The following is a 21,804-nucleotide window of genomic DNA, read 5'->3' as shown; positions in this document are numbered from 1 at the left end:
TGCGGCTGAAAGTTGGCAAGCGCGCGCGAAGGCTCTAGCACCCGCGACCTGCCATTTTGCCAAGGATCGCCATGCGCCCTTCTTTGTTTTCCGCCCTTGCCGCCGTTTCCGCGCTCGCGCTTTGTGCACCCGCGTTTGCCGATACGCTGATCGACAATGTCGACGGCGTGACGATCGATCAGGGCGGCAAGGTCAAGCGGTTCAACGCGATCGTGTTCGACGAGGCGGGCACGATCACGATGGTGCTCGAACGCGGCGACAAGCGCCCGAAGGTCGACTATCGGCTCGACGGCGAAGGCCGGGTGATGGTGCCGGGCATGATCGATGCACACGTCCATGTAATGGACATGGGCTTTGCCGCGCTGACGCTTGACCTTTCGGACACCACCTCGCTCGAAAATGCGCTCGCCAAGATCAAGGCCTTTGCCGAGGCCAATCCGGGCCGTCCGTGGATCCTGGGGCGCGGCTGGAATCAGGAAAAATGGGGCCTTGGCCGCTTCCCCACCGCTGCCGAGCTCGACAGTGTGGTCGCCGATCGCCCGGTGTGGCTGGAGCGCGCGGACAATCACGCGAACTGGGCGAACAGCCTCGCGATCCAGACCGCCGGCGTCACCGCGAAGACTGCCGATCCCGCAGGCGGCAAGGTGATACGCGATGCCAAGGGCGCGCCCGCTGGCGTGTTCGTCGACAATGCGATCGCGCTCGTCGCCAAGGTCGTGCCTGCGCCGCGCCCGGAAGACCGCGACCTTGCGCTGGCCAAGGCGCAGGAGGTGCTGCTCGCCAAGGGGGTGACCGCAGTCGCCGACATGGGCACCAAACCTGCCGACTGGACCGCCTTCCGCCGTGCAGGCGACGAAGGGCGCTTGGCGATCAGGATCATGTCCTATGCCGATTCGGTCGAAACGCTCGAACTGATGGCGGGGCCCGAGCCGACCGGCTGGCTGTATAACGACCGGCTGCGGATGGGCGGGATCAAGCTGTTTCTCGACGGCGCGCTCGGTTCGCGTGGGGCGAGCCTCAAGGCGCCCTATGCCGATGATCATGGCACGCGCGGGCTCGCCTTGCTATCGGCCAGCCAGCTCAGGAACCTGATGAGCCGCGCGGCGATGGACAATTTCCAGACCGCAGTCCACGCGATCGGCGATGCCGCCAACGCCGAAGTGCTGGCCGCGATCGCGGAATTGTCCGAAAGCTACAAGGGCGACCGCCGCTGGCGGATCGAACATGCGCAGATCCTGGATCCGGCCGATATCGCGAGGATGGGCCAGCACGGGGTGATCGCTTCGATGCAGCCGCTGCATCAAACGTCCGACCGCCTGATGGCTGAAGCACGCCTCGGTCCGGACCGGTTGGCGGGCGCCTATCCGTGGCGTTCGGTGATGGTGGCGGGCAGCAAGCTCGCCTTCGGTTCGGACGCGCCGGTTGAGCCTGCCGATCCGTGGGCCGGCATGGCCGCCGCAATCAGCCGCACCGATGCTGCCGGCGAGCCTTTCGGCGGCTGGTTCCCGCAGCAGACAGTCAGCCGCGAGGCTGCACTCGCGGGGTTCACCGCGGATGCCGCCTATGCCGGGTTTGCCGATGGCCGTTTCGGCCGGCTGATCCCGGGCGAGCGTGCCGACTTCCTGCTGATCGACCGCGACCCATTGTTCGCCGCGCCCGAAGCCTTGCGCGAAACCAAGGTGCTTCAGGTGTGGATCGGCGGGGTGCGGGTGCGCGGGGACTAATTACTCCGCCGCCGCTGCGGCCGCCGCTTCCTCAGCCTCGCGCGCTGCCTTGTCGGCAGCAACCGCGCCTTCCTGCAAGCGCATCAGCACCAGCGAGGCTTCGAAAAGCAGCCATAGCGGCAGCGCCAGAATGATCTGCGATCCCGGATCGGGCGGGGTGACGACCGCCGCGATGACGAAGATCGCGACGATCACATAGCGCCGCGCGGCAACCATCTGCGCGCGCGATACGATCCCTGCGCGGTGAAGCAGCAGCAGCAGCACCGGAAGCAGGAACGTGACCCCGAAGCCCAGAATGAACTGCATCACGAGATTGAGATATTCGCCCGCGCTCGGCAGTGCCTGAACCTGCAAGCCGCCTGCCTCGCCGCCGAAGCCGAGGAAGAACTTGAACGCGGTCGGCATGACGATGAAATAGGCCAGCGATGCGCCCGCGGTGAACAGCACGGGCGTGGCAAACAGGAACGGCAGAAATGCCTTCTTCTCGCGCGCGTATAGTCCTGGCGCGACGAACGCCCACAGCTGGTTCGCGATCACCGGGAAGCTGACCATGAAGCCTGCAAACAGCGCGACCTTCAGTTCGACGAAGAACACTTCGGGCAGTTTGGTGAAGATCAGCTGCCCTTGCCCGTCGGGGAAGGCCTGCTTCAAGGGCCGCACCAGCAGACCGAGAATATCGTCGGCGAAATAGAGACAGATCGCAAAACCCACACCCAGCGCCAACAGCGCACGCACGATCCGGGTGCGCAGTTCGATCAGGTGATCGAGCAGCGGCGCGCGGCTCTCGTCGAGATCGGCGATCTTAAACATCGCTGTTCCCCTTGGGCGCGGAACCATTTGCCGGTGCTTGCGCAGGAGCAGGCTCGGGATCGGGCAGCGGAAGCTGCGCAAGCGGTTCGGCCAGCGCCTCGACCGGGGGCGTGTCCGTGGCAGACGCCTGAGCGTTCATCGGCGCCGAAGTTTGTCCTTGCGCAACGGGCGGCGGGCCGGTCATCACCGGAGCGCCCGCCTCGGCTTCGGTCAACGCAGCCGAACGGCGCATGATTTCTTCATTCTGCGCCTTCCACTTCTTTTCCATTTCCTCCAGTTCTGCCTCGCGCACCATCGCGTCGATGCCCGAACGGAAATGGGCCGACACGCGCCGCATCTTGCCGATCCAGCGGCCCGCGGTGCGCATCGCCAGTGGCAGATCCTTGGGCCCGATCACCACCACCGCGACGATCAGGATGACCAGCAGCTCTCCGGCGCCGATGTCGAACATGGGATAACGCCTGCGCTGCCGTCGTCAGGAATCGCGGATCAGACGCCGGTTGTGTCGGGCTTGTCACCCGGCACAGGTGCCGGTGCCGGTGCCGGTGCCGGTGCCGGTGCCGGTGCCGCGACCGTGGCCGGCGTTGCGACGGGCGCAGGCGCTTCAACCGGAGCGACGGGCGCGACGGGCGGTTCGATCCGCACGGTCTTTGCCGCGGTATCCTCGGTTTCGTTGAGGCCCTTCTTGAAGCTCGAGATGCCCTTGCCGAAATCGCCCATCATTTCCGAGATGCGGCCACGCCCGAACAGCACCAGCACGATCAGCAGAACGATGATCCAGTGCCACAGCGAACCAATACCCATTGTCTCAACTCCTGAAATGCGCACCCGCACGCAGCGGTGTCGCATGGCCGGGATGCATCTCCGGCCGCTCACAGCGGTTCATTTAGGCCAGACGCCGGGCAATTGCCAGTCAATCGGGCAGATTCTCGTCGCCCGGCATCCCGCTTTCGTCGGGCGCGAAGAGCATCTGTGCGGCCATCGCCTCGTCCACCGGATCGAGCAGGCCCGCCGCTCGCAGCTCATCGATGCCCGGCAGATCGCGGCGGCTGGCGAGGCCGAAATGGTCGAGAAAATCGGGCGTCGTCGCATAGATCACCGGGCGGCCCGGCACTTCACGGCGGCCAGCGGGCTTTACCCATCCTGCCTCCATCAGCACATCCAGCGTCCCGCCGCTGGTCTGCACGCCGCGGATCGATTCAATTTCGGCGCGGCTGACCGGTTCATGATAGGCGATGATCGCCAGAACTTCGGTCGCCGCGCGGCTCAAGCGGCGCACCTGCTCCTTTTCGCGGCGCAGCAGATGCGCAAGATCGGGCGCGGTCTCGAAATGCCAGCGCCCGCCGCGCTCCACCAGATGCACGCCGCGCGCAAGGTATCGCTCTGCCAGCAACGCGAGCGCGGCGCGCACTTCGCTGTGGGCAAGCCCGCCCAGATGCGCTGACAGCGCCTCGATGCCCAAGGGCACGTTGGATGCGAAAAGCGTCGCCTCCACCGCCCGTTCGAGCGTGGCGGGTTCCTCTCCGGTCATTGCGCGGCGTCCCGGCAGGCGCGGATGCGCAGGGGTGCGAAAGCGCCATCCTGCTCAAGCTGCGCGCGCCCGCGCTTGGCAAGTTCGAGCGCGGCGACGAAGCTCGACGCGAGCGCCGACCGCTTCAATTCGAGCGAGGCATGCGGCGGCAGAAAGTCGCGGATCTCCATCCATTCCAGCGTCACGCCGAGCATCGCGGCGACGCGTTCCAATGCGGTGTCGAGCGTCATCACCGGTCGGTTTGCGACGTGGTAGATCCGCGGCGCGGTACGCGCCTTGACCTGTCCATAGGCCTCGATCAGCGAGAACAGGTCGCTGCGCCAGGCGGTCTTGCGATCCGTGCGGAGACCTTCGGGCTTTCCGCGCAGAAAAACATCGCGCCCGATCCGGTCGCGCCCCATCAACCGTGCAGCCGCCTCACGCATCGCGCCGAGCCGCTGCAAGCGGATTTGGAGCCGCAGCGCGAGTTCCTCGGGGCTCGGATCCTCCTGCTCGGCCTTGGGCAGCAACATCGCCGATTTGAGATAGGCGAGCCACGCCGCCATCACGAGGTAATCGGCAGCCAGTTCCAGCTTCAACTCGCCCGCCTGCTCGATGAAATCGAGATACTGGTCGACGAGCGCGAGGATCGAGATTTGGAGCAGATCGACCTTCTGCCGCCGCGCCAGATCGAGCAGCAGGTCGAGCGGCCCTTCCCACCCGTCAAGCTCGAGGTAGAGTGCCTCGGGATCGGGCCGCGCGGCCTCGGGCGCGAACAGGAAGGCCTGATCGTCTGCGGTCATGCAGACGCGGTGGCAAGCGCAAGCAGCGCATCGCGTTTGGCCAGCAGCTCGCCGGCGCGTGCCGGGATCTGGTCAGCGACGCGGGTTTGCGCCAGCGCGCGGTCGAGCCGGACGGCGCTGGCATCGGACATGGCGGGCAAGGCCGCGCAAATGCCTTGCATGTCATCCATCTTGGCCCAGCAATTGAGGACGATGTCGCAACCTGCAGCATGGGCACGTGCAGCCCGTTCGGGGATCGCGCCGCCCAGCGCTTCCATGTCGATATCGTCGGTCAGCAACAGCCCGTCGAACCCGATCTTGCCGCGGATCACGTCGCGGATCACCTTCTGCGACAAGGTCGCGGGATTTTCGGCATCCCAAGCCGTAAATACCAGATGCCCGGTCATGCCGATAAGCGCCTGATTAAGCGCACGGAAAGGTTCCAGATCAGCTTCGAGTTCCGCTGGCGACGCGGTTACTGTGGGCAGCGCCTTGTGCGTGTCGACATCGGTGCGGCCGTGCCCCGGCATGTGCTTGATGCATCCCGCGACCCCGCCTGCGGCAAGTCCTTCGAGCACCGCGCGCCCGATCGCGGCGACCTGCGTGGGGTCACTGCCGAAAGCGCGGTCGCCGATCACGTCGTGCGCGCCCGGAACGCGCAGGTCGAGCGGCGGGTGATAATCCACCGTAATCCCCATCGCCGACAGTTCGAGCGCCATCGCCGTGGCATTGGCACGGGCCGCCTCGATCGCGCTGGCGGGGGCGATTTGATAAAGTTTTTCAAAGGCATCGCCTGCCGGATAGGCGGCCCAATGCGGCGGGCGCAGGCGGGCGACACGGCCGCCTTCCTGGTCGATCGACACCAGCAACCGGTCGCGTCCGTGGATCGCGCGCAGGTCGTCGGTCAGGCGGCGCAATTGCACCGGGTCGACGCAATTGCGACCGAACAGGATATAGCCCGCCGGGTCGCAATCGCGAAAAAATGCGCGCTCATCGGCGGTCAAAACGGGGCCGGAAAGGCCGAAAATTGCCGGAATCATGCCGCTGAATCGCACGCAAACGCGGGTCAGGCAAGGGCAAGAGGGGGTCAAGGCGGGGTCAAGGCCGCCTCGATCCACGCCTAAATCACCCTATTTTACCTGGCAGTCGACCCCATCGGCCTTGAGCGCGCCGCACAACCGGTCGGCCTCGGCGCGGCTGCCCGCAACCGCCTGCAACCGATAGACGGTGCCGATATCGACCTTGCCTTCGACGATCCGGTATTTCACGCCGGAAAGCTTGTCGGTGCGGCGCTGGGCATCGAGCCAACCCTGTTCGGCGCGGGCGCGGGTGCCGTAGGCGGCGAGCTGGACGCCGGTACCGGGCACAGGCGCGGGCGAAGGCGTGGCGGCGGGCGTCGGTTTGACCGCTCCGCCCGAAGCTGTCGCGGACGCCGCAGGCGTAGCGCCAGGGGTGCCGCCGGGCAGCGCGGGCATGGCGGGTTCCGCGACCACCGCGTTGCGCGATCCGCCCTCGCCCACGACGGGCGCGACATTGCCGGTGCCGGCGAATGTCTTGCCGCCTGGATCTTCGGGCGCCTGCTTGATCGGGCCCTCGGGCGCTTCGATCACGCTGCCATCGGCCACCAACGCATCGTCGCCGGCGCGGTTGGTGAACCACCACACCCCGCCCACGACCACCGCGAGCAGCGCGATCAGCCCGGCGGCGAAGAGCATGATCTGCGAGCCGTCGAGCCCGCCCGCCTCGTCGTCCTCTTCATCGGCTTCGAGCCAGGGCAGGCTGTCGGTATCGACCAGATCGAGCTCGCTTTCGGGCTCGGCCAGTTCTTCGTATTCGGCATCAACCATCATGAAACCCTGCGCCCTCCCCGGGCCTCATCACATGCTCTCGACCGCCTCGACGCCAAGGACGGCGAGGCCATTGCGGATCACTTGCCCGATTGCGCTTGCCAGGAAAAGCCTTGCCGCTGTCAGCGCAGAGTCCTGTTCCACGATGAACCGCTTTTCCGGGCGATCATTGCCGAGGTTCCAATAGGAATGAAGGTCGGCGGCCAGATCATAGAGGTAGAAGGCGATCCGGTGCGGCTCGCGCGCACGCGCCGCGGCCTCGATCTCGCGCGGGAATTGCGCTGCGCGCGCGATCAGCGCGTGTTCTTCGGGTCCCAGCCTGTCCACCGCAGCATCGGAGGGGGTGATCCCCATCTCCGCCGCTTTGCGCAAGCTCGAACGGATGCGCGCATGGGCATATTGCACATAGAAGACCGGATTGTCTTTCGAGGCTTCGACCACCTTGTCGAAATCGAAATCCATCTGCGCGTCGGGCTTGCGGGTCAGCATGGTGAAACGCACCACGTCCTTGCCGACCATCTCGACGACATCGGCGAGCGTGACGAAATTGCCCGACCGCTTGGACATCTTGAACGGCTGGCCGCCCTTCATCAGCTGGACCATCTGCACCAGCTTGACCTCGAACGGTTTGGCGGTTGCCCCGTCGGCACTGGTCAGCGCCGCGACCGCAGCCTTGATCCGCTTGACCGTGCCGGCATGGTCCGCACCCCAGATGTCGACCAGCGCATCGGCGCTCTGGGCCTTCTGGAAGTGGTAGGCGAGGTCCGCGCCGAAGTAAGTCCACGCGCCGTTCGATTTCTTGATCGGGCGATCCTGATCGTCGCCGAACTTCGTCGAGCGGAACAGCGGAAGCTGGACCGGTTCCCAGTCTTCGGGCGGGGCCTTGCCCTTGGGCGCTTCGAGCACGCCGTCATAGACGAGATCGTGGTCGCGCAGCCATTGTTCCGCCGCGTCGACCTTCCCCGAGGCCTGCAATTCGGCTTCGGAGGAGAACAGGTCGTGCTTGATGCCGAGCGTCGCCAGATCCTCGCGGATCATGTCCATCATCGCCGCCACGGCGCGGGTGCGGAACAAGGGCAGCCATTCGGCTTCGGGCGCAGCGGCGTAGCGATCGCCGAATTCGGCGGCGAGCGTTTCGCCCACGGGCTTCAGGTATTCGCCGGGATAAAGGCCTTCGGGGATAACAACCGTTTCCCCCAGCGCCTCGCGGTAGCGCAGGTGAACCGAGCGCGCGAGGACATCGACCTGCGCGCCGGCATCGTTGACGTAATATTCCTTGGTGACGCGGTGCCCGGCGAATTCGAGCAAGCCGGCCAGCGCATCGCCCACCACCGCGCCGCGGCAGTGGCCCATGTGCATCGGGCCGGTCGGATTGGCCGAGACATATTCGATGTTGACCACCTTGTCCCCGCCCATCGCCGAGCGCCCGTAATCGCCGCCCATCGCGGCGATGGCGGCAAGCTCGTCGAGCCACGCCTGCGGGGCGAGCCGCAGGTTGATGAAGCCCGGCCCGGCGATATCGGAGCTGGTGATGCCGGGGTGCGCGGCGAGCTTGCCCGTGATCGCTTCGGCCAGCTCGCGCGGGTTCAAACCGGCGGGCTTGGCCAGCACCATTGCCGCATTGGTGGCAAGATCGCCGTGGCTCGCATCGCGCGGCGGTTCGAGCGTGACATTGGCAAAGCTGGTGCCCGCCGGCAGCGTACCTTCGGCGACAAGCTCGGTCAGCACGCTTTCGATAAGCGCGGCATGGGCGGCGTAAAGGGTCTTGCGTTCGGTCATCGGGTTCTCGTGCGTCTGGCGCGATATGTCGCGCGTGCAAGATAGGAAGCGGGGCCCCGGGTCAAGCCCGGGGCGGGGAGGAAGGGACACAAACGAAACGCAGCGTGTGGCGATGGCCGGTGCCAACGGCACCGCAAGGCCGAACGGCCGCCCGAAGGCGCTCCGTAGCGAAGCGAAGGAAACGCGCCGAGGACGCTCCCGCGGAACCGGGAGCGCAAAGCAAACTATCTCGTCGCGTTATACCGCAGCTGCGCTTCGGTCAGCTGGAACCCGACCAGCATTTCGAAGCGGGTGCGCGCGATCGCGGCCTTCACTTCGGGATCGGCGAGCGGATCGAGCGCGGCATCGGCATCGCCCGCCCGGCGGCGCTTGGTGATCTTTTCGCGGATATCGGCGGGCAAGGCGGCATCCGCGCGGTTGACGTAGCTGCCGGCCTTGGCGGTCGTGCTGGCGCGCTCCTGCCCATCGGCAAAGGCGAGCGTGACCGTCCCGACCCGCTTCGAGACGACAGCATTTCCGCCGCGCACCACGGTGACGAAATAGGGCAATTCGACATTGCGCGCGCCGCGCGGGTCGGTGCGCCGCGCATTGACGGTGAAGGTCGCTTCGGAGAAGACCTTGTCGGTGGTGTCGTTGCAGGTCGACCGCAGCCCGGTCATCGCTGCGCTCACATCGAGGCTGGCGACCGAAGTGTCGGCAGGGTTGCGGAAGGTGGTGACATCGCCGGTATAGTCGGGGATGCCGACCGCCGGGCACAGCGTCAGGACGCTGGTGATGCCGACACCCTGGTCGATCACCAGTTCGCCTTCCTTGGCGCAGGCAGACAGCGCCATGACGGTGCCAAGAGCAAATGCCGTGGTGGCAAGCGGAGCGCGCGCGCGAAGCATCATCACAAAAAGCCGTCCTCGAATTACGATCCCTTGCGCCCTAGCGAGGACGCGGCGCTTGCGCTAGAGGGAGCGATATGAACGCGCCCTTTCCTGCCGCCGACGTGCCGGCGACCGACCTTCCCCCGCTCAACCTGCTGATCGCTGCCCCGCGGGGCTTCTGCGCCGGGGTCGACCGCGCGATCGAGATCGTCGAAAAGGCGCTCGAACGCTATGGCTCGCCGGTCTATGTCCGGCACGAGATCGTCCACAACAAATATGTCGTCGAAGGGTTGAAGGCCAAGGGCGCGATCTTCGTCAAGGAACTCGACGAGGTGCCCGACGATGCGCCGGTGGTGTTCAGCGCGCACGGTGTGCCCAAGGCGGTGCCGGCCGAAGCGCGCCGCCGCGAACTGCTCTATCTCGATGCGACCTGCCCGCTGGTGAGCAAGATCCACCGCCAGGCCGAACGCCAGATCGAGAAAGGCCGTCACATCATCTTCATCGGCCACGAAGGCCACCCGGAGGTGATCGGCACGATGGGTCAGGTCGAGCCCGGGCAGATGACGCTGGTCGAAACGATCGAGGATGTCGACAAGCTGCCCTTCGATTCGGACGAGGACCTGTCCTACCTCACCCAGACGACGCTGTCGGTCGATGACACGCGCGAAGTGATCGAGGCGCTCGAATGGCGCTATCCCAATATCTCGGGGCCCAAGGCCGAGGACATCTGCTATGCGACCTCGAACCGGCAGGCAGCGGTCAAGGAACTGGCGCATGATTGCGACCTGGTGCTGGTGATCGGCGCGCCCAATTCGTCCAATTCGCTGCGGCTGGTCGAAGTGGCCGAGCGGCTGGGAACGCCCGCCAAGCTGATCCAGCGCGCGAGCGAGATCGATTTTGCCTGGCTCGACGGGGTGACCACACTGGGGCTGACCGCCGGGGCATCCGCGCCCGAAGTGCTGGTGCGCGAAGTGGTCGCCGCGCTGGCACAGCACCGCACCATCCACGAGCGCGAGATCACCGCGACGGTGGAGAAGATGGTGTTCAAGCTGCCCCGCCAGTTGACCGAATAGGCGCAGAAGAGCGGCGCGGGCATGGCGGTTTACACCCATCTGGGGGCGGAAGACCTTGCCCGGCTGATCGGCGAATATGACGTCGGTTCGCTGGTCATGGCCAAGGGCATCGCCGAGGGCGTGTCCAATTCGAACTGGCTGGTGGAAACCACCGGCAGCGGCGGGTCGGGAACCCGGTTCATCCTCACGCTGTACGAACGGCGGATCGACTATGCCGATCTGCCTTATTTCCTCGGCCTGCTCGATCATCTGGCGGCCAAGGGCTGCCCGGTGCCGCGCACGATGCACGACCGCGATGGCGCATCGTGGCGGATGGTCGAGGGGAAAGCGGCGGCGCTGATCGAATTCCTGCCCGGTGTCTCCCCCACCCGCCCCACCCCGACACAGGCGCGAAGCATCGGCGCGGTGCTGGCGGGGCTGCATCTGGCCGCCGCCGACTTCCCGCAGACCCGCGCCAATGCGATGGATTTTGCCGCCAGCGCGGCGATACTCGATGCCTGCGGTGCTGCAGCCCTCGAAACGATCGACCCTGCGCTGCCCGCGATGCTCGATCACGCCCGCGTGGCCGCAGCTCTTGATCTGTCCGCGCTCCCGCAATCGCAGACGCACACCGACCTGTTCCCCGACAACGTGCTGATGCTCGGCGAGGACGTGACGGGGCTGATCGATTTCTACTTTGCTTGCACAGGGCCGATGCTGCTCGATCTGACGGTGACGCATGCGGCATGGTGTTTCGATGCAGCCAATGCCTACCGCGCGGATTGCGGCGTAGCGCTGATCGATGGGTATCAGTCGGTCCGCCCGCTCACCCCCGAAGAACGCGCGCTGTTTGCAGACGTAGCCAAGGGCGCGTGCCTCAGGTTCGTCGCCAGCCGCGCCGAAGACTGGCTCGATACCCCCGACGATGCGCTGGTGACGCGCAAGTACCCGATGCAATTTGCGCAGCGCTGGCAGTTTTACCACGATCACGGCGCAGCCCTGCTTGCCGGATAAGCCGCGCCGCGCCATGTCGCGGGCGATGAAACAGGTCGACATTTTCACCGACGGTGCGTGCAAGGGCAACCCCGGACCCGGCGGCTGGGCCGCGATCCTGCGCATGGGCGTGCATGAAAAGGAACTGGTCGGCGGGGAGCCCGAGACCACCAACAACCGCATGGAAATGACCGCGGTGCTGCGCGGCCTCGCCGCCCTCACCGAACCGTGCGCCGTCACAGTCCACACCGACAGCCGCTATGTCATCGACGGCATGACGCAGTGGATTTTCGGCTGGCAGAAACGCGGCTGGGTCAACGCGGCCAAGAAGCCCGTCGCCAACGAGGATATCTGGCGCGAACTGATCGCCGCGGCGCGCCCACACAAGGTGCAATGGCAGTGGGTCAAGGGCCACGCCGGTCACCCCGAAAACGAACGCTGCGACGCGCTCGCCAGCGAAGAAGCGAAGCGTCAGGCCGACAGCCGGTCAGCCTTCAAGCACTGATCGCCGAAGCGCGTTGTGCGCGCCAGAGGATCAACTGTTGTCGACAACCTCGGCGTTCGGGCCGTTTTTCTTGAACGAATCGATCGCGTTTTGCGCGCCCGCCTTGCTCGAATAGCCTTCGGTCGAGAACATCGTTTCCGAATTGTATTTGAACTTCACGCGGTATTCGCCCGCCTTGTCCTTGCTGATCTCGAAATGGTGCGCCATCGGCCCCTCTCCCCCCTCATGTGACCAATCCACTTGCAGAAAGGTGGCAGAAGCGATCACGCTTGCCTAGATCGAATGCAGCGAAGGCGCGAAGCGTGCGGGGCTGAACATCGCCCGATCGATTCCTGAGGTCATCGCGTCCGCCCCCTGCCCCAGCAGCATCTGCGCCGCCAGTCTTGCCGCAGCAGGCGCGGTCTGGATGCCGAAGCCGCCCTGCCCTGCAAACCAGAAGAAGCCCTCGGTGTCAGGCGCGTCGCCATAGACGGGCATCCGGTCGGGCGCGAAGCTGCGCAGGCCCGCCCAGCGATGCTCGACCGCAGCGATGCGCCAGTCGGTGACCTGCTGGAAGCGGTCGATCGCCACCGCGACATCGAGCTCTTCGGGCGCGGCATCGCAGGGGGCCGAAGGAATCTCGTCGTGCGGGGACAGCCACAGCCGCCCGCCATCGGGCTTGAAGTAGAAGCCGCCGTTGATGTCGAGCACCAGCGGCAGATCGGCGGGTGCGGCCGGATCGACCCGCAGCACCGCGACCGTGCGGCGCAGCGGCGCGATGCCGATGGGCGAAATGCCTGCGGCTTGCGCAACCTCGTCCGCCCATGCGCCGGCGGCATTGACGATCGTCGCGGCCTGCCACGTCTGCCCGTTCGCACAAGTGATCGTCCATGCGCCGCCCGCGCGGGTCAGCGCCGTCACTCTCGCGCGGCAGGCAATCGTGACGCCATGCCGCCGGGCTGCAGTCAGATAATGCTGATGCAGCCCCGCCACATCGATATCCGCGCAGGCCGGCTGATACAGCGCCTCGCTCCACTCGGGGCGGATGAAGGGCACGCGATCGGCCAACGCCGCAGCACCCAGCGGGGCGATCTCGACCCCGGTGCCTTCGTAGGACGCGCGGAAATCGGCCATTGCCGCGCGGTCTTCGGCGCGACCGATATACAGTGCGCCGCGCGGGGTCAGAAACCCGTGTTCGGCAAGATAGGCCCCCGATGCGCGGGTCAGCGGGACCACGCCGGGCCCGCCATAGCATTCTTCCCAGAACGCGGCAGACCGCCCGGTCGCGTGATAGCCCGGCGCGTCCTCGGCTTCGAGCAGCAGCACGCGGGCATGCGCGCCCAATTCGGCCGCAAGGCTCGCACCCGCCATTCCGGCACCGATGATCGCGATATCGTGGATCATCAGACGGCTGGCTTGGGGGCGCAGGTGCGACTGAGGAAGGCGTCGATCTTCTGCATCAGATCGTCGCGGACGGGATCGGCTTCGCGCAGCACCTCGTGGAACGCCTCATCGCCCAGCGCGATCAACTCGGCGCGCGGCAGGCGCGCGGCGGCGCGCAGGTTGGCAGGGTGGCTCACCAGCCTGTCGGCTGCGGTCGAGATGATCAGCACGGGCACATCGACCGCTTCGAGCGCGCCGGGCGCTTCGAGCATCATCCACGAGGCATAGGCGCGTTCGACCCAGCGCCAGCTTGCCGGGCCCATCACCAGCTCGGGGCGCGCCTCGCGCCACCACTGTTCGTCGGCATAACGGTCGCCGTCGTGCGTCAGCAGCTTGTCGCGGTTGGCCGGCAGCACGCCGGGCTTCTCGCTCCACTTCCACGCCTGTCGCTGCGGATCGCCGATCCGGCACATTGTGCCGGCCACCGCGTGGAGCACGCGCAAGGGCAGCGGCGGGCCGGCGATCCCGGTCATCGGCGCGCTGAGGATCACCGCATCGGGCGCGATCCGGTGTGCCGCCAGCGCGCGCAGCACGATATGCCCGCCCATCGAATGCGCGGCGAGAATATGCGGGCCGGGGGTTTCGGCGGTCCACGCTGTCCACAGCTGCGCCAGATCGTCGACCCAGATGCTGAAATCCTCGACATGGCCGGTGATCGGATCGCTCCCAAGCCGCCCCGATCCGGCCTGTCCGCGCCAATCGGCCGCAGTCACCCGCCAGCCGGCATCGTGCCACTGGTCAAGCGTTTCGAGATATTTTTCGTAGAAATCGCCGCGTCCCGGGAGGAACAGGATCGACCCGCGCGGCGCAGAACCGGCGGCGGGCCAGTCGATACGGCGAATCGCATGGCCATCGGCCGCCGTCCACATGCTTTCGCGCGCGGTATCGGGGATCGCGCGGCGGTTCATGGGCGCAAATGCCCTGCCGGCAAGCGATCGGGCGGCGAAAGTGTGGTTACTATTTGGTAAGTCATAACCTGTATCAGTGTCCCAATGAAGGACGGTCCGGGCGCGGCAGCGCGCAGATGGGCGGGCCGATCCGGGGGACTTCGAGAATGAATGCCATTTCCTACGGGCTGCTGATCGCCTTGGCAATTGCGCTGCTGATCGCGGCTTTCACCGATCTGCGCCGCCGCCAGATCGACAACTGGCTCAATGCGGCGATCGCCTTGACCGCGCCGGTGTTCTGGTGGGCGAGCGGGATGGAATTGTGGCCCGATGTCGCAATCCAGCTCGCCGTGGGCCTGGGGGCCTTTGCGGTTCTGGCGGCATTGTTTGCGTTCAAGGTGATGGGCGGCGGTGATGTGAAGCTGCTGGCCGCGCTCGCACTGTGGCTGCCGTTCTACAATTTCATGCAGTTGTTGCTGATCATGGCGATCGCGGGCGGCGTGCTGACGGTGCTCTTGATCTTCTGGCACACAGCGCGGCGCCAGCGCGACCGGATCGCGGTGCCATACGGGGTGGCGATCGCTTTCGGCGGATTGTGGGTGCTGGCGCAGAACTATCTGCCCGCCGGCGCGATCGCGGGCCTCGGCGCATAACCCGATTTTAACCAGTCAAAGCTTACGCATCGAAACCATACCTGCCCGCGACCGACCAAGGGCGATTACGAGGGGGCTACTTGAGCCATGGATAGGAAGAAACTGGTTCTGCTGCTTGGCGCGCTGATCATCGCGATCGGCACCGCCTTTGGCGCGCGCAGCATGTTCGCAGGCGGCGCCGCGCCTTCGGCCGAAGCCGCTGCGGTGCCGACCGGCCCGCGCGTGCTGGTCGCCAAGCGCGCGCTGACCGCGGGCACGATCATCACTGCCGACGCGCTGGGCTTCCAGCCCTGGCCCAAGGAACTGGTGCAGGACGCCTATTTCATCGACGGCGAGGCCGACATGAACAAGCTGCTCGGGACGGTCGTGCGCTATCCGATCACCGCAGGCGAGCCGGTGACGCAAGGCTCGCTGGTCGCGCCGGGCGACCGCGGCTTCCTTGCTGCGGCGCTTGGCCCGGGTATGCGCGCCGTCACCGTTCCGGTGTCTGCCACCACCGGGGTTGCCGGCTTCATCTTCGCGGGCGACCGGGTCGATCTCGTGCTGACCCAGCAGATCGACGGGGCCGACCAGTCCACTCCGCTGCGCACCGCCGAAACCGTGCTGCGCAACCTGCGCGTGCTCGCCACCGACCAGACCACGGAAAAGAGCACCGACGAGAACGGCAAGACCGTGGTCGCCGAATTCCGCACGGTGACATTGGAAGTGACCCCCAAGATCGCAGAGAAGATCGCGGTCGCCCAGACGATCGGCACGATCAGCCTTGCGCTGCGCTCGATTGCGGACAGCCAGTCCGAACTGGAAAAGGCGGTTGCCGCAGGCGATGTGCAGATCCCCGAAGGCGCGACGCCCGAACAGGAAGAAAAGCTGCTCAAGGCCGCGATGGCCCGACCGCTCGACAAGGGCACGACCTTCGTGACCGGCGGCGATGTGTCGCGCTTCCAGCGCACCACCGTGCCGCCGCGCGCAGCGCCGCAGAACGCAGGGGCGATGGCTGCACCTGCCCCGGCACCGGTCGCAGCCGCACCGTCCGGCGGCGCAGCGCCTGCCGCTGCCCCCGTCTACCGCGGGCCGAGCGTGCGGGTCACCCGCGGCAAGGAAACCACCGAAACCGCCATCAGCGCCAGGTCCGGCCTCGCGCAGGACTGACTGACGCCGGACTAACATGTCGACCAAATTCGAGGGGGGGAAACCCATGACACGCAACTTCAAGACCAAGCTGCTGCTGGCTGCGCTCGTCGCGGTGCCGATGGCAGCGGTGCCTGCCGGGATCGCAGGCGCCCAGCAGATCGTCCGCCCGTCGCAGGAAATCGTCCTGTCGATCGGCAAGGGCGAACTGGTGACGGTGCCTGGCACGATGGCCGATGTCTTCGTCGCCAACGAGGATGTCGCCGACGTTCAGGTCAAATCGCAGAACCAGCTCTATGTCTTCGGCAAGGCGGGCGGCGAGACCACGGTTTATGCCAGCAACGCGCGCGGCGAAGTGATCTTTTCGGCCAACATCCGCGTCGGATCGAGCATCGGCACCGTCTCGCAGATGCTCGCGCTGGCGATGCCCGATGCCCGCGTGAACGTGTCGACGATGGGCACCAACACCGTGCTGCTGACCGGCACCGTCTCCGCCCCTGAAGACGCGGCCGAGGCCGAACGCCTTGTCACCGCCTTCATCGGCAAGGACGCCAACGTCATCAGCCGCCTCAAGACCGCGACCCCGCTGCAGGTCAATCTGCACGTCAAGATCGCCGAAGTCAGCCGCAGCCTGCTGCGCGAGGTGGGCGGCAACCTCACTTCGATCGACGGCACGGGCGGCTTCCGCTTCGGTGTCGGCACGGGGCGGCCGCTGGGCGGAACCAAAGAATGGTCGTCTGCCGGGCCGCTGGGCACAGGCAATGCGCTTGCCCAAAGCTCCTTCGTCTTGCCCGATGGTACCACGATCCCCGGCCCCGCGGTCGATTCGCGCGGTGGCACATCACTCGCGGGTCTGGGCAAGCTGTTCGGGATCAACGTGCTGGGCGCGCTTGATCTGTCCGAACGCCTCGGCCTGGTCACCACGATCAGCGAACCCAATCTTACCGCGCTGTCGGGTGAAACCGCGACCTTCCTTGCGGGCGGCGAGTTTCCGATCCCGGTCTCGCAGGGCCTTGGCCAGGTGACGGTGCAGTTCCGCCAGTTCGGCGTCAGCCTCGCCTATACCCCGACCGTGCTGTCCAACGGCCGGATCTCGATGCGCGTGCGTCCTGAAGTGTCCGAGCTTTCGACACAGGGCGCGATCACGCTCAACGGGTTCCAGGTGCCCGCGATCACCACGCGCCGGACCGAGACGACCGTCGAACTGGGTTCGGGCCAAAGCTTCATGATCGCTGGCCTGATGTCCGCCAACTCGCAGAACCAGATCGAAAAGGCACCCGGGCTTGGCGACGTGCCGATCCTTGGCAACCTGTTCCGCAGCCGTGGCTTCAGGAAGGGCGAAACCGAGCTCGTTATCGTGGTCACCCCCTATCTGGTGAACCCGGTCGATGCGAAGGACATCGCATTGCCGACCGATGGTTTCCGTTCGGCCAACGAATTCGAGCAGCTGCTCGGCTATCAGAACGCGGCGGGCAATTCGGGCGGCATGCGCCCCGGCCCCACCGCTGCCGAGCCGACCGCGCCCGAACCCAAGGTCAGCGCCTACGACCCGGCTGCGATCGTGCCCGCAGGCCCCGCCGAGCCGCGCCGTGCGGAGAAGAAATCCCGTCGCCCCGAACGCGCTGCCAAGGCCGATGCCGCCGCTGCGCCGGGCTTCAGCCTCTAACGTGAGAAAGGTGACTGCGATGCCCCATGCACGAACATTCCGGCCGGCGCTTGTGCCCGCCCCCGCCACCCGACTCGCGCTTGCTCTGGCCCTCGGCCTCGGGCTGGCAGGCTGCGGCGGCATGCCGAGCAACAACCTGCTCACCAGCGTCAAGCAGCCGGTGGTCTCGACCACCAACTACACCTTCGACCTCAACACCACGCCGGGCGGCGTTCCGGTGTCCGAACAGCAACGGCTGAACGGCTGGTTCGAGGCGATGGACCTGCGCTACGGCGACCGGATCGCGATCGAGAACCCCGGCCAGAACCCGGCAGTGAACAGCGCGATCCGCGATATTGCCGGGCGTTATGGTCTGATGATCAGCGAAACCGCACCGGTCACCGCAGGCTATCTCCAGCCGGGTCTGGCGCGCGTCGTGATCACCCGTTCCAGCGCAAGCGTGCCGGGCTGCCCCGACTGGTCGGAAAAGTCGGACATGAATTACCGCAATGGTCTGAGCTCGGGCTACGGCTGCGCGGTCAACAGCAATCTGGCGGCGATGATCGCCGATCCGCAGGACCTGCTCGAAGGCAAGAAGGGTTCGGGCGAGACCGTGATCGCGACCGGAACCAAGGCCATCTCGACCTATCGTGAAATGGAACCGACCGGCAAGGGCGGCTTGCAGGAAGCCAGCACTGCCGGAAGCGGCGGCGGCTCAGGAGGTAACTAAGCCATGAATGCTCCCTGGAAATCCGGCATCCCCGGCAACCGCGACCCCTTCTCGGCCTATATCTGCGATGACGCTGCGCTGGACGTGATCCGTCCGGTGGTGATCGAAATGGGCTGGGCCCCGGAAAAGTGCAACAAGGGCGGCCTGCGCAATGCAGTGCAATCGCTCTCGGTCAGCGCCTCGCCCGCAATCCTGCTGGTCGACCTGTCCGAAAGCGGCGACCCGCTCAACGATATCAACGCGCTCGCCGAAGTGTGCGAACCGGGAACGGTGGTGATCGCGATCGGGCAGGTCAATGACGTGCGCCTCTACCGCGACCTGCTGGCCAGCGGGATCCACGACTACCTGCTGAAACCGCTCTCGCCGCAACAGATGCACGATGCGCTGGGTCAGGCGCTGGCACAGTTCATGGCGCCCAAGTCGGGCGATGCCGATGGGGCCAAGCGCCACATCTCCACCGCTGTCGTGGGCACCCGCGGCGGGGTCGGCGCATCGACGCTGGCGACGTCGCTCGCGTGGCTGTTTTCCGACCACCACAAGGCCGCGACCGCGCTGCTCGATCTCGATGTCCACTTCGGCACCGGCGCGCTCGCGCTCGATCTGGAGCCGGGCCGCGGCCTGACCGACGCGATCGAAAACCCGAGCCGGATCGACCCCTTGTTCATCGAACGCGCGATGGTGCGCGCTGGTGACAACCTCTCGATCCTGTCCGCCGAAGCCCCGATCAACCAGCCGCTGATGACCGATGGCGCCGCCTTCGTGCAGCTGGAAGACGAGTTCCGGCAGGCGTTCGAGATGACGGTGATCGATCTGCCGCGCAACATGCTGATCAATTTCCCGCAGCTTCTGGCAGATGTGAACCTGGTGGTGCTGACCTGCGAACTCACACTCGCCTCGGCGCGCGACACGATCCGCATTCTGGCCTGGCTCAAGACCAATGCCAGCCACGCGCATCCGATGATCGTCGCCAACAAGGTGCAGCCGGGCCTGTCCGAAATCAGCAAGGCCGATTTCGAAGCCTCGATCGAACGCAAGGTCGACTTCGTCGTGCCTTACGACGTCAAGGCGGCGGCCAATGCGGCAAAGCTGGGCCAGGTGTTCGTCGATGCCAACCGTTCGAGCAAGGCGACCGCGGCCATCCGCCAGATCGCCGAGCGCGTGATGGGCGTCAGCACCGAGGACGACGTTGCCGCCGCCGGCGAGAAAAAGTCGCTGCTGGGCAATTTCGATATCAAGGCGCTGCTGCCCAAGAAGACCAAGGGCGAAGCGGCGGTGGTGCAGTAAACCCGGTGGTGCGGACGAAGCGGCGCAGGGCCTGTCCCTGCCCTGCACGCCCGCCGCACCGCAAGATGACCAAACGATACGCCGCGGCCCTTCACGGCCACGGCAGTTAGGCAGGACAATTCGGCATGGACTTCTTCCAAACGCTGCTGATCACGCTGGTGATCTTCTCCGTGCTGGTCATGGGGTATGTCCTGCTGTCCGGTTCGGGCACGAAGAAGGCGCAGAAGCGTCGCGTCGAATCCTTGCGCTATCGCCATTCGGACAGCCTCGATGCCAAGGTCGATGCGCAGTTCAAGCGCGCCATTGCTGCACGCAAGCCCAAGACCCACAAGGTCGCAGGTTCCGGTTCGCGCACCGAAGCGCTGGCGATGCGGCTCAACCGCACGGGCAAGTCGTGGACGGTCACGCAATATCTCTACACCTCGGTCGGCATCGCGCTGGGCGTGGCGGTGGTGATTTTCGCACTCACCCGCGCGCCGCTGCTGTCGCTAGGCGTGGGTCTGTTCCTCGGGGCTGGCCTGCCGCATTTCTGGGTCGGGCGCCTGATCAGCAAGCGCACCAATGCCTTCATCACCAAGTTTCCGGACGGGATCGAACTCCTCGTGCGCGGTCTCAGATCGGGCCTGCCCGTAACCGAGACGCTGCAGATCGTCTCGACCGAAGTGCCCGGCCCTGTCGGCTATGAATTCAAGTCGGTGATCGACCGCATCAAGGTCGGCAAGACGATGGAAGACGCGTTGCAGGACACCGCCGACAAGCTGGGCATCGCCGAATTCAACTTCTTCACGATCACCTTGGCGATCCAGCGCGAGACCGGCGGCAACCTTGCCGAAACGCTGTCGAACCTGGCCGATGTGCTGCGCAAGCGCGCGCAAATGAAGCTCAAGATCCGCGCGATGAGCTCGGAATCGAAGGCATCGGCCTACATCGTCGGCTCGCTGCCGTTCCTGGTGTTCTTCGCCATTCTCTACATCAACCCCGATTACATGATGACCTTCTTCACCGACGATCGCCTGATCGTGGCGGGTCTGGGCGGCGGTGTGTGGATGGGCATCGGCGTGTTCATCATGGCCAAGATGGTCAACTTCGAGATCTGACGGGCGAGGAAGCAGGCACATGATCAATCAACCTTCCGGCCCCACTCTGCTCGGCTTCGATGTCGTCCTCGTCGGCACGCTGCTGGTCGGGCTCGCCGCCTTTGCCGCGATGCTGGCGATCTATGCCGCGGTCACGATCCGCGACCCGATGGCCAAGCGCGTGCGCGCGCTCGAAGCACGGCGCGATCAGCTTAAAGCCGGGATCGTCACGTCCTCGGCCAAGAAACGCACCAGCCTGGTGCGCCGCACCGACACCACCGACAAGGTCAAGTCGAGCCTCGACCGGCTCAACGTGCTCCAGGACAGCCAGATCAAAGTGATCCAGCAGAAGCTGGCGCATGCCGGCTACCGCAACAAGGAGCTGGCGGTGCTGATCATCGGGGCGCGCGCGATCGCGCCGCTGGTGGTCGGCGCGGTGATGGGCTTCCTGATCTACGTCGTCGAATTCTGGCCCGACTGGGGCCCGATGACGCGGCTGGGCGCTTTTGCGATGAGCGTGTTCCTGTCCTACAAGGGGCCCGAAATCTATCTCAGCAACAAGGCGACCAAGCGCACCAAGGAAATCCAGAAAGGCCTGCCAGACGCGCTCGACCTTCTCGTGATCTGCGCCGAAGCGGGTCTGACAGTCGATGCCGCCTTCAACCGCGTCGCCAAGGAACTGGGCCGCGCCTATCCCGAACTGGGCGACGAGTTCGCGCTGACCGCGATCGAGCTGAGCTTCCTCAACGAACGGCGCCATGCGTTCAACAACCTGGCCTACCGCGTCAATCTCGAAGCGGTGAAGGGCGTGGTGACCACCATGATCCAGACCGAACGCTACGGCACCCCGCTCGCCTCGGCGCTGCGGGTGCTGTCGGCCGAATTCCGCAACGAACGCATGATGCGCGCCGAGGAGAAGGCCGCACGCCTGCCCGCGATCATGACCGTGCCGCTTATCGTCTTCATCCTTCCGACGCTGTTCGTGGTCATTCTTGGCCCGGCGGCGTGCTCGATCTCGGACAATCTCGTCAAGTAGACCGCCAAAAGCTGCTGATTGGATGCCGAGCGCGGCCGGAGCGGGGAGCAAGCCTCACTGCTCCGGCCGTTG

At 65.9% G+C, this 21,804-nt stretch carries 23 protein-coding genes; 11 read left to right on the top strand and 12 right to left on the bottom strand.

What is annotated here, in order from left to right:
• The first annotated feature begins 71 nt into the window (after window positions 1–71).
• A complete protein-coding gene (locus A9D12_RS08705; protein ID WP_068350925.1) occupies window positions 72–1,724 on the top strand; it encodes an amidohydrolase in 1,653 nt (550 codons plus the stop codon).
• On the opposite strand, the gene tatC is transcribed toward A9D12_RS08705, so the two are convergent.
• The 9 genes from tatC to A9D12_RS08660 form a co-directional block, all read right to left on the bottom strand.
• The gene (gene tatC, locus A9D12_RS08700) at window positions 1,725–2,534 is read right to left on the bottom strand and encodes a twin-arginine translocase subunit TatC (RefSeq protein ID WP_068350924.1); all 810 of its coding nucleotides are present in this window, start codon (window positions 2,532–2,534) and stop codon (window positions 1,725–1,727) included.
• Window positions 2,527–2,985, bottom strand: a complete 459-nt coding sequence (gene tatB / locus A9D12_RS08695) for a Sec-independent protein translocase protein TatB (protein WP_068350923.1) — start codon at window positions 2,983–2,985, stop codon at window positions 2,527–2,529. Before tatB ends, tatC begins: the two co-directional genes overlap by 8 nt.
• Before the next feature lie 38 nt (window positions 2,986–3,023).
• Entirely contained in the window at window positions 3,024–3,338 is a 315-nt protein-coding gene (locus A9D12_RS08690) for a twin-arginine translocase TatA/TatE family subunit (RefSeq protein ID WP_068350922.1), read from the bottom strand.
• 109 nt (window positions 3,339–3,447) lie between these two features.
• Window positions 3,448–4,065 carry an SMC-Scp complex subunit ScpB gene (scpB, locus tag A9D12_RS08685; RefSeq protein WP_068350921.1) on the bottom strand — a complete coding sequence of 206 codons (618 nt, stop codon included), beginning with the start codon at window positions 4,063–4,065 and terminating at the stop codon, window positions 3,448–3,450.
• Window positions 4,062–4,847, bottom strand: a complete 786-nt coding sequence (locus A9D12_RS08680) for a segregation and condensation protein A (RefSeq protein WP_068350920.1) — start codon at window positions 4,845–4,847, stop codon at window positions 4,062–4,064. Before A9D12_RS08680 ends, scpB begins: the two co-directional genes overlap by 4 nt.
• Window positions 4,844–5,866, bottom strand: a complete 1,023-nt coding sequence (nagZ, locus tag A9D12_RS08675; RefSeq protein WP_068350919.1) for a beta-N-acetylhexosaminidase — start codon at window positions 5,864–5,866, stop codon at window positions 4,844–4,846. Before nagZ ends, A9D12_RS08680 begins: the two co-directional genes overlap by 4 nt.
• Before the next feature lie 90 nt (window positions 5,867–5,956).
• Window positions 5,957–6,676: an SPOR domain-containing protein gene (locus A9D12_RS08670; RefSeq protein WP_231889582.1), complete on the bottom strand. Its 720-nt coding sequence runs from the start codon at window positions 6,674–6,676 to the stop codon at window positions 5,957–5,959.
• Between the two features lie 27 nt (window positions 6,677–6,703).
• On the bottom strand, window positions 6,704–8,452 hold the full coding sequence (argS, locus tag A9D12_RS08665; RefSeq protein ID WP_068350918.1) for an arginine--tRNA ligase: 1,749 nt from the start codon (window positions 8,450–8,452) through the stop codon (window positions 6,704–6,706).
• 224 nt (window positions 8,453–8,676) lie between these two features.
• Entirely contained in the window at window positions 8,677–9,342 is a 666-nt protein-coding gene (locus A9D12_RS08660; protein WP_068350917.1) for a hypothetical protein, read from the bottom strand.
• A gap of 74 nt (window positions 9,343–9,416) precedes the next feature.
• Here A9D12_RS08660 and ispH point away from each other — a divergent pair, with 74 nt between their 5' ends.
• The 3 genes from ispH to rnhA are packed head-to-tail and all read left to right on the top strand — an operon-like array spanning window position 9,417 to window position 11,871.
• Window positions 9,417–10,394 (top strand): 4-hydroxy-3-methylbut-2-enyl diphosphate reductase, encoded by a 978-nt coding sequence (ispH, locus tag A9D12_RS08655; RefSeq protein WP_068350916.1) that lies wholly within the window; start codon window positions 9,417–9,419, stop codon window positions 10,392–10,394.
• A 21-nt stretch (window positions 10,395–10,415) separates the two neighbouring features.
• Window positions 10,416–11,387, top strand: a complete 972-nt coding sequence (gene thrB / locus A9D12_RS08650) for a homoserine kinase (RefSeq protein WP_068350915.1) — start codon at window positions 10,416–10,418, stop codon at window positions 11,385–11,387.
• Window positions 11,388–11,412: 25 nt separating this feature from the next.
• Window positions 11,413–11,871, top strand: a complete 459-nt coding sequence (gene rnhA, locus A9D12_RS08645) for a ribonuclease HI (RefSeq protein WP_068350914.1) — start codon at window positions 11,413–11,415, stop codon at window positions 11,869–11,871.
• Window positions 11,872–11,901: 30 nt separating this feature from the next.
• On the opposite strand, the gene A9D12_RS08640 is transcribed toward rnhA, so the two are convergent.
• From A9D12_RS08640 to A9D12_RS08630, 3 genes are all read right to left on the bottom strand, one after another.
• Window positions 11,902–12,078, bottom strand: coding sequence for a YegP family protein (locus A9D12_RS08640; RefSeq protein WP_068350913.1), 177 nt, complete (start codon window positions 12,076–12,078; stop codon window positions 11,902–11,904).
• Between the two features lie 66 nt (window positions 12,079–12,144).
• Entirely contained in the window at window positions 12,145–13,254 is a 1,110-nt protein-coding gene (locus tag A9D12_RS08635) for an NAD(P)/FAD-dependent oxidoreductase (RefSeq protein ID WP_068350912.1), read from the bottom strand.
• Window positions 13,254–14,201, bottom strand: coding sequence for an alpha/beta fold hydrolase (locus A9D12_RS08630; RefSeq protein ID WP_068350911.1), 948 nt, complete (start codon window positions 14,199–14,201; stop codon window positions 13,254–13,256). The genes A9D12_RS08635 and A9D12_RS08630 overlap by 1 nt, the downstream gene beginning before the upstream one ends.
• A 146-nt stretch (window positions 14,202–14,347) precedes the next feature.
• Between A9D12_RS08630 and A9D12_RS08625 the strand changes: the two genes are divergently transcribed.
• The 7 genes from A9D12_RS08625 to A9D12_RS08595 all read left to right on the top strand — a co-directional run bounded on the left by A9D12_RS08625 (window position 14,348) and on the right by A9D12_RS08595 (window position 21,732).
• On the top strand, window positions 14,348–14,833 hold the full coding sequence (locus tag A9D12_RS08625; protein WP_068350910.1) for an A24 family peptidase: 486 nt from the start codon (window positions 14,348–14,350) through the stop codon (window positions 14,831–14,833).
• Window positions 14,834–14,920: 87 nt separating this feature from the next.
• On the top strand, window positions 14,921–15,982 hold the full coding sequence (gene cpaB, locus A9D12_RS08620; protein ID WP_068350909.1) for a Flp pilus assembly protein CpaB: 1,062 nt from the start codon (window positions 14,921–14,923) through the stop codon (window positions 15,980–15,982).
• 46 nt (window positions 15,983–16,028) lie between these two features.
• Window positions 16,029–17,627, top strand: coding sequence for a type II and III secretion system protein family protein (locus tag A9D12_RS08615; protein ID WP_068350908.1), 1,599 nt, complete (start codon window positions 16,029–16,031; stop codon window positions 17,625–17,627).
• Window positions 17,628–17,748: 121 nt separating this feature from the next.
• Window positions 17,749–18,336 (top strand): CpaD family pilus assembly protein, encoded by a 588-nt coding sequence (locus A9D12_RS08610; RefSeq protein ID WP_231889581.1) that lies wholly within the window; start codon window positions 17,749–17,751, stop codon window positions 18,334–18,336.
• 3 nt (window positions 18,337–18,339) lie between these two features.
• A complete protein-coding gene (locus A9D12_RS08605; RefSeq protein WP_068350906.1) occupies window positions 18,340–19,620 on the top strand; it encodes a pilus assembly protein CpaE in 1,281 nt (426 codons plus the stop codon).
• 125 nt (window positions 19,621–19,745) lie between these two features.
• Window positions 19,746–20,717 carry a type II secretion system F family protein gene (locus A9D12_RS08600; protein ID WP_068350905.1) on the top strand — a complete coding sequence of 324 codons (972 nt, stop codon included), beginning with the start codon at window positions 19,746–19,748 and terminating at the stop codon, window positions 20,715–20,717.
• 19 nt (window positions 20,718–20,736) lie between these two features.
• Window positions 20,737–21,732, top strand: a complete 996-nt coding sequence (locus A9D12_RS08595) for a type II secretion system F family protein (protein ID WP_068350904.1) — start codon at window positions 20,737–20,739, stop codon at window positions 21,730–21,732.
• Window positions 21,733–21,804 lie beyond the last annotated feature (72 nt).

Source organism: Erythrobacter neustonensis (genome assembly GCF_001663175.1).
Taxonomy (GTDB): Bacteria; Pseudomonadota; Alphaproteobacteria; order Sphingomonadales; family Sphingomonadaceae; genus Erythrobacter; species Erythrobacter neustonensis.
The sequence above is the reverse complement of the archived record's forward strand: the minus strand, read 5'-3'. Positions and strand labels throughout refer to the sequence as shown.